Origin of the sequence: Marichromatium sp. AB32, assembly GCF_003718675.1 — a bacterium.
Lineage (GTDB): Bacteria > Pseudomonadota > Gammaproteobacteria > Chromatiales > Chromatiaceae > Marichromatium > Marichromatium gracile.
The window spans coordinates 1-7,430 of sequence record NZ_RHFJ01000094.1; the positions used below are offsets into that span (position 1 = coordinate 1).

The window sequence follows — 7,430 nt, forward strand, 5'->3', positions numbered from 1 at the left end:
TCGGCTGGCTCAAGTCCTGTCGACGCATCGCCACCCGTTACGACAAGTTGGCGGCCAGCTTCTCGGCAATGTTCACGCTTGCTTGCATCCGCAGATGCCTCAGGCATTACTTTTCGTACAAAACGTAGCGAACCGTATGCGAACCGTCCAGGTTGGGGACTGGTAACGCCGTACAACGCCAATCATTCGCATCTAGCAGCAAAAGACAATCACGATCATGCACTTAGGTGGGGAACAACGCCTTGCAACGCCTACCAACGGACTTTCCCTTTCAACTTAAAATCCCTCGACCTCGGTCATGCGGGTTCGAGTCCCGCCCCGGGCACCATCTGCCCCTATCTCTCTGTCGACCCAACCCCCTGGTACGTCCGTGCGTGACGGTTCCAGCCGTTGTCCTTGTCCTTGTCGTTGCGACCGCGACCCGCTTCGGACCGTCTCGTCCATGAATCGGGACGAGACGGTTGGCATGGCGTTTCAGCCGCGTGCGGTGCGTCCGCGCTTGGCCATGACGGCCCCACGCATGGCGATCAGCACGAAGAGGTTGGCGACGAAGGCGGCCAGGGCGGCGGCGATGATCATGGTCATCGGCTTGTCCTGAGCGTTCTCGATGCCGAAGGCATCACCCACCGAGGTGAGGACGGCGCTGTTGGCCGGGTCGGCCAGCAGGTAAGCGCAGCAGGCGATGAAGGCGCCGAAGAACAGCATCTTGGTGTCGAGATAGAGTCCGGCGATCAGCGCGGCGAGGCCGAGCAGATAGAGCTGCACCAGGTTGTACTGCTCGGCGCTGAGCGCGTCGCGGATGCCGTGGTCGTAGAACAGCCACAGCAGGCCGCCGAGCGCGCCCCAGTGCAGCAGCTGCTTGATCAGGTAGAAGAAGCGCGAGCGGTCGAAGGCGTAGGCCTGACTCCATCCCGAGAGGATCGAGATGAAGGCGACCACCGGGATGAAGAACTCCCAGTACTGGGTGGTGGCGGCGAAGTCCTCGCGGGCGAAGAACACCAGGACCACCGCGGCGATGTAGAGGAAGACCGATGGCAGGATGGCGACCATCAGTGGGGACTGGGACTGCTTGGACTTGACCTCGGACGAGGCTGCTGACTTTGACACGACTGACCCTCCTTGCGAGTACGGGTACTGTGTGGTGAGTGGCCGATGGCCGGATCGATAACGCCCCTCAAGCCATCGATTGCGTCAAGCGTCCTGGATCTTAACCCTTACCGAAACTAAGTTTAAGGGGTTGTGACATCCGCGCGCGCATTCGGGCATCCGCGACCCTCGTCATCGTCCGCGTCGTCTTTACCGGTTTCCCCGCAACGGCTACAGTCCCCAGGATCGACCGATCTGCAAGGCGGGAGGCGCTGATGCTGGGCTCGATCCGATTGCCGCACGCGATCGCGCTGCTGCTCCCCTGGTTGTTGGTGAGCAGTGGTGTCGTCGCTCAGGGGCTGGTGCACAGTCCCGGCGTGGATTATTTCGGTGCCGACCTGCGCACCCTGGAGTCGGTCCCGCTCGATGGTTGCGAGCGCGCCTGCGCCGACGATCCCGACTGTCTCGCCTTCACCTACGACCAGCGCTCCGGCTGGTGCTTCCTCAAATCCGCTCCCGGCGAGGCGCGCGCTGCGCCGGGGGCGCGCTCGGGCTATCGTCCGGAGCTGCTCTGGGACGACCCCGGGGCCCTGCCCGAGACGCTCGCCTTCATCCCCCCCGATGCCCGTGCCCTCGCTCGCGAGCAGGCGCGCGCCCTGGCGCTCGAAGCGCCCCCCGGCCAGGGACTGGCGACGTTGGCGCGGGCGGCACCGGGCGAGACCTCGGCGCAGCGTCGGGCGCGACTGCGCGCGCTGTTGCGGCTGGCCCCGGCGGATGCGGCGGCGTGGCGCGCCCTGGCCGAGACCGCGCTGGTCGCGGCCGCGAACGACTGGCGCGCGCGCGACGAGGCGCTCGCCGCCGCGCTCGCCGCCGCGCGCCTGGCCCCGGAGGACGGTGCCACGCTCGCCCTGCTCGGGCGCGCCTTCGCCGCGCGCGAGTCGTGGCCCGAGGCGATCCGCGCCACCCGCGCCGCGCTCGCCCTGGACGAGGATGCGACGCTGCGCGCCGAGTACGCCCGCCTGCTCGCCGAACACGGCTTCCGGGTGCTCGATCACGCCATCGACGCCGATGCCGCCGCCCCCAGGGTCTGTGTCCGCTTCAGCGAACCGCTCGCCCGCGACCGTGCCGAGATCGACGACTTCGTGCGCGTCGAGGGCGACCCCGACCTCGCCCTCCAACCCGAGCGCGACCAGCTCTGTCTCGATGGCGTACGTCATGGCCAGGGCTATCGGGTGCGGCTGCGCGCCGGGTTGCCGAGTGCCACCGGTGAGGTACTGGCCAGGGACGTCGAGCTCGACCTCTATGTCCGCGATCGCGCCCCGCTCGCCCGCTTCCAGTCGCGCGCCTATGTCCTGCCGCGCGGCAGCGGCGCGCGTCTGCCGGTGGTCTCGGTCAACAGTGCGCGTCTGGCGCTCGAGCTCTACCGGGTCGACGACCGCGCGCTCACCCAGGTGCGCGCCGAGGGCCTGTTCGAGCGCCAGCTCGATCGCTGGTCGCGCGAGCGCATCGCCGAGCGTCTGGGCTCGGCGCTGTGGTCGGGCAGCGTCGCGGTCGATGCCCGTCGCAACCAGGAGGTGAGCACCGGCATCCCGCTCGACGCCCTGGTCGAGCGCTTCGAGCCGGGGGTCTATCTGCTTACCGCACGCCCGCAGGAGCTGTCCGCCGAGCGTGACGGGTCGCTGGCGAGCCAGTGGTTCGTGGTCTCCGACCTGGGGTTGAGCGCGCTCACCGGCGCCGATGGGCTGCACGTCCTGGTGCGCGCCCTGGGCACCGCCGAGCCGCGCGCCGGGGTGCGGCTGCGGTTGCTCGCGGTCAACGACCGGGTGCTCGGCGAGACCCGCAGCGACGCCGCGGGCTATGCCCGCTTCGCCCCCGGGCTGCTGCGCGGTCGCGGCGGCGATGCCCCGGCGCTGCTGGTGGCCGAGGCCGAGGAGGCGGCCGGCGATTATGCCTTCCTCGATCTCGCCCGCGCTCCCTTCGACCTGCGCGATCGCGGTGTCGCCGGGCGCCCGCCCGCCGCCGCGCTCGATGTCTTCCTGAGCAGCGAACGCGGCGCCTATCGTCCGGGTGAGTCGGTGGTGCTCACCGCGCTGGTGCGCGACCGGCTCGCCGCCGCCGTCACCGGGCTGACCACCACCCTGGTGGTGGAGCGTCCCGACGGTCATGTCGCCCGGCGTCAGCGGCTTGACGACCAGGGCGGCGGCGCCTACCGCGCTCAGGTCGCGCTCGCCGACACCGCCATGCACGGCACCTGGCGCGCCCGTCTCCACGCCGACCCCGAGGGCCCGGCGCTGGCCGAGGTGGCCTTCCTGGTCGAGGACTTCGTCCCCGAGCGCGTCGATCTCGTCGCCGAGCTGCCGCCCGGTCCGCTCGACCCCGCCGCGCTGCCCGATCTCGGGCTGGAGGCGCGCTATCGCTACGGTGCCCCGGGCGCGGGCCTGCAGCTCGATGGTGAGCTGCGGGTGGTCGCCCGCGATCAGCTCGAGGCCGCGCCCGGGTTCCGCTTCGGTCTCACCGACGAGGACTTCACCCCGCTCGGCGCGGCGCTGCCGACGCGTCGCGCCGATGCCGCCGGCCGGGCGCGGATGCCGTTGGTGCTCCCCGAACTCGACCCCTCCACCAGACCGCTGGCGCTGACGCTGCAGGTGCGCGCGAGCGAGGACGGCGCGCGCCCGGTCGAGCGCCGGTTGACCCGCGCGCTGCGCGATCCGGCGCCCAGGCTCGGCGCGCGCGCACTCTTCGACGATCGGGTCGAGAGCGGCGCCAGTGCCGCCTTCGAGCTGATCGCGCTCGATCCGAGCGGCGAGCGCATCGCCGTCGAGCACGCGCGCTGGACCCTGGCGCGGCTCGAGACCCGCTTCCAGTGGTATCGCCTCGACGATCGCTGGCGCTACGAACCGATCGTCACCAGCCGGCGGGTGGCCAGCGGTGAGCTGGCGCTCGACGCCGAGACGCCGGCGCGGCTCGAGACCGCGGTCGACTGGGGCAGCTATCGACTGACCGTCGAGGATGGTGCCGGTCGGGCGCTGCCGGTCGCGCTCGACTTCGATGCCGGCTGGACCACCGCCCCCGGGCGCGAGGACACCCCGGACCTGCTCGGCGTCACCCTCGATCGTCCCGGCTATGCCGTCGGTGAGCGGGCACGGGTGCGGCTCGAGCCGCGCTTCGCCGGCACCGCGACGGTGCTGGTGCTCGGCGAGCGCTTGTTGGCGCGCCGGCAGGTCGAGGTGCCCGCCGAGGGGCTGACCCTGGAGTTGCCGGTCGAGACCGACTGGGGCGCCGGGGCCTATGTCTGCGTGCTGTTGCACCGCCCGCTCGATACCGCCGCCGGGCGCATGCCGGGGCGCGCCATCGGGTTGCGCTGGGCGGCGGTCGATCCCGGTGCGCGCCGCCTCGGCGTCGCCATCGAGGCCCCGGCGCTGGCGCGTCCGCGCGCGCCGCTGGAGGTGACGCTGCAGGTCGCGGGCGCGACCCCGGAGGAGCCGGTCCACGTCACCCTGGCGGCGGTCGACACCGGCATCCTCGCGCTCACCGACCACCCGACCCCGGCCCCCGACGACTGGTACTTCGGGCAGCGCCGTCTCGGCACCGAGATCCGCGATCTCTACGGTCGGCTGATCGACCCGTTCGGCGCCACCCCGGGCGTGGTGCGCAGTGGCGGCGACGGCGGTATCCTCGAGCGCCGTGCGCCGCCGCCGACCGAGCCGCTGCTGGCGCTGCAATCGGCGATCCTCGAGGTCGACGCCGAGGGGCGCGCGCGGGTGCGGCTTGCGCTGCCGCAGTTCGAGGGGCGGGTGCGCCTGGCGGCGATGGCCTGGTCGGCCGATGGGGTCGGGCACGCCGCGCGCGAGCTGCTGGTGCGCGATCCGGTGAGCGTGCGCGCCAGCCTGCCGGCGCTGCTCGCCCCGGGCGATCGCAGCCGCCTCGGGCTGGAACTGACCGCCTTCGAGGGGGTGAGCGGTCCGGCCCGGGTCGAGGTCACCGCGGCCGGACCGTTGCAGATCCCGGTCGAGGCACGGGGCCATGACGTGATGCTCGCGCCCGGTGCGCCGGTGGCGCTCGACCTGCCGTTGAGTGCCACGGCGGCGGGCGAGGGGGCGCTGCGGGTGCGGCTGGTGCCGCCCGTGGGCGCGCCGATCGAGCGTCGCTTCGCGCTCGAGGTACGCGATCAGCGCGCCGCGACGCTCAGCCGTCGCTGGCACCGTCTCGCCCCGGGCGAGCGCTGGCGGCCCGCCGCCGACGCACTCGCCGGGCTGGCGCCGGCGGGCGCGAGCCTGGTGCTCGCCGATGCCGCGATGACCGGCATCGATGTCGCCGGGCCGCTGCTTGCACTCGATCGCTATCCCTATCGCTGTACCGAGCAGCGGGTCAGCCGCGCCCTGCCGCTGCTCGCGCTCGCCGATCGGGCGCGCGCGCTGGAGGCGCCGCGCGAGGTCGCGGCGCGACTGACCGAGACCCTCGCCGAGGTGCTCGCCAGCCAGCGCGCCGACGGCGGCTTCGGGCGTTGGGGGCAGGACGGCAGCTCGGCCTGGCTCGACGCCTATGTCAGCGACTTCCTGGTTCGCGCCGACGCGCACGGGCTGGCGGTGCCGGCGCAGGCATTGGCGCTGGCGCTCGACAACCTCGCCAACCAGGTCGCCTATGCCCCGGAGTTCAGCCACGGCGGCGAGTCCCTGGCCTATGCGCTGGCGGTGCTGGCGCGGGCCGGTCGCGCCGATCTCGGCGATCTGCGCTATTACCTCGACGCACGGCTCGAGCACTTCGCCACGCCGCTGGCGCGCGCCCAGCTCGGCGCCGCACTCGCCCGCTATGGCGAGCAGGAGCGCGCCGCGCGCGCCTTCGCCAGCGCGGTGGCGATGACGCCGCCCGGTGACGCGGACGGCTGGCGCGAGGACTACGGCTCCTGGCTGCGCGATCGCGCCGGGGTGATCGTGCTCGCCGCCGAGTCCGGGGTGGCGCTGGAGGCGCCGGCGCAACTGCTCGCCGGGCTCGATCTCGAGGGCGCGCTCAGTACCCAGGAACTCGCCTGGCTGGCGCGTGCCGCCGGGGTGCTCTCGCGCGGTGATGACGAGGGTGTATTGCCGTTGCGCCTCGACCCGGCCGCGCTCGCCGCCGCGCCCTGGATCGAGAATCCGGGCGAGGGTCCGCTGACCCTGGTCGAGACCCGGATCGGGGTGCCCGAGGGCGCAGTCGTCGCCGGTGGCGTCGGCTATCGCATCAGTCGCAGCTATCACGACCTCGACGGTCGAGCGCTCGATCCCGCCGCGCTGGTGCAGGGTCAGCAGCTGGTGGTGGTGCTCGATGTCGAGTCGAGCCGGGCGCGGCGCGGACGCTTGCTGGTGGTCGACCCGCTGCCCGGCGGGCTGGCGATCGCCAACCCGCGGCTGCTCGGCGGTGACGCACCCGCCGGGTTCGACTGGCTGGGCGAGACGGTGGAGTGGCCGTTGCACCAGTCCTTCGGGCGCGATGCCCTGGTGGTCGCGCTCGAACGTGACGAGGCGGCGCCACGGCGCTTTCGTCTCGCCTATCGCGCCCGCGCGGTGGCGCCCGGGGTGTTCGCCCTGGCCCCGACGCGGATCGAGGACATGTACCGACCGCGACTGCGCGGCTGGGGCGCGAGCGGCGAGCTGCGGGTGGCGCCGCCGGCGCCCTGAGCCGGCCGGTGCGGCGCTGGGGTGTCGCGGCGGGGCTGGCGCTGCTGCTCGGTGGCCTGAGCTGGCTGTTCGGCGGCACGGCGCCGGTGCTCGAGGTCCCGGTCGCGGTCGAGGTGCTCGATCGCGACGAGCGACTGCTGCGCGCCTTCCCCGTCGAGGACGGGCGCTGGCGGTTGGCGACCTCCGCCGCCGCGCTCGACCCGGACTACCTCGCCCTGCTGCTGACGATCGAGGACCGGCGCTTCGAGCGTCACCCCGGCGTCGATCCGCGCGCCCTGGCGCGCGCGGCCTGGCAGTGGACGACACGCGGACGGATCGTCTCCGGCGGCTCGACCCTGACCATGCAGCTGGCGCGGCTGCGCGCCGGTCACCCGACCCGCACCCCGGCGGCCAAGCTCGCGCAGATCCGCACCGCGCTGGCGCTCGAGCGCGCCTATCCGAAGTCGCGCATCCTCGATGCCTATCTGACCCTGGCCCCCTTCGGCGGCAACCTCGAGGGCGTGCGCGCCGGCGCCCTGGCCTGGTTCGGCAAGGAGCCGCGTCGGCTCGATCTCGCCGAGGCCGCGCTGCTGGTGGCGCTGCCCCAGGCGCCGGAGGCGCGCCGCCCGGACCGCCATCCCGAGGCCGCGCGTCGCGCCCGCGACCGGGTGCTGGCGCTGGCCGAGGCCGCCGGGCTGATCGACGCTAGAT

General features: G+C 72.9%; 3 protein-coding genes and 1 pseudogene. 3 read left to right on the forward strand and 1 reads right to left on the reverse strand.

Going from position 1 to position 7,430, the window contains the following annotated elements; translation table 11 throughout:
• A pseudogene (locus EBL85_RS16200) lies at positions 1-128 on the forward strand (IS5/IS1182 family transposase); the annotation flags it as partial.
• Between the two features lie 346 nt (positions 129-474).
• On the opposite strand, the gene EBL85_RS16205 reads toward EBL85_RS16200, so the two are convergent.
• Positions 475-1,107 carry a hypothetical protein gene (locus EBL85_RS16205; RefSeq protein ID WP_123140168.1) on the reverse strand — a complete coding sequence of 211 codons (633 nt, stop codon included), beginning with the start codon at positions 1,105-1,107 and terminating at the stop codon, positions 475-477.
• Positions 1,108-1,361: 254 nt separating this feature from the next.
• Between EBL85_RS16205 and EBL85_RS16210 the strand changes: the two genes are divergently transcribed.
• Positions 1,362-6,740, forward strand: a complete 5,379-nt coding sequence (locus EBL85_RS16210; RefSeq protein WP_123143445.1) for an alpha-2-macroglobulin family protein — start codon at positions 1,362-1,364, stop codon at positions 6,738-6,740.
• Positions 6,741-6,748: 8 nt separating this feature from the next.
• On the forward strand, positions 6,749-7,430 hold a 682-nt coding region (locus EBL85_RS16215), incomplete at its 3' end, for a transglycosylase domain-containing protein (protein ID WP_190288107.1).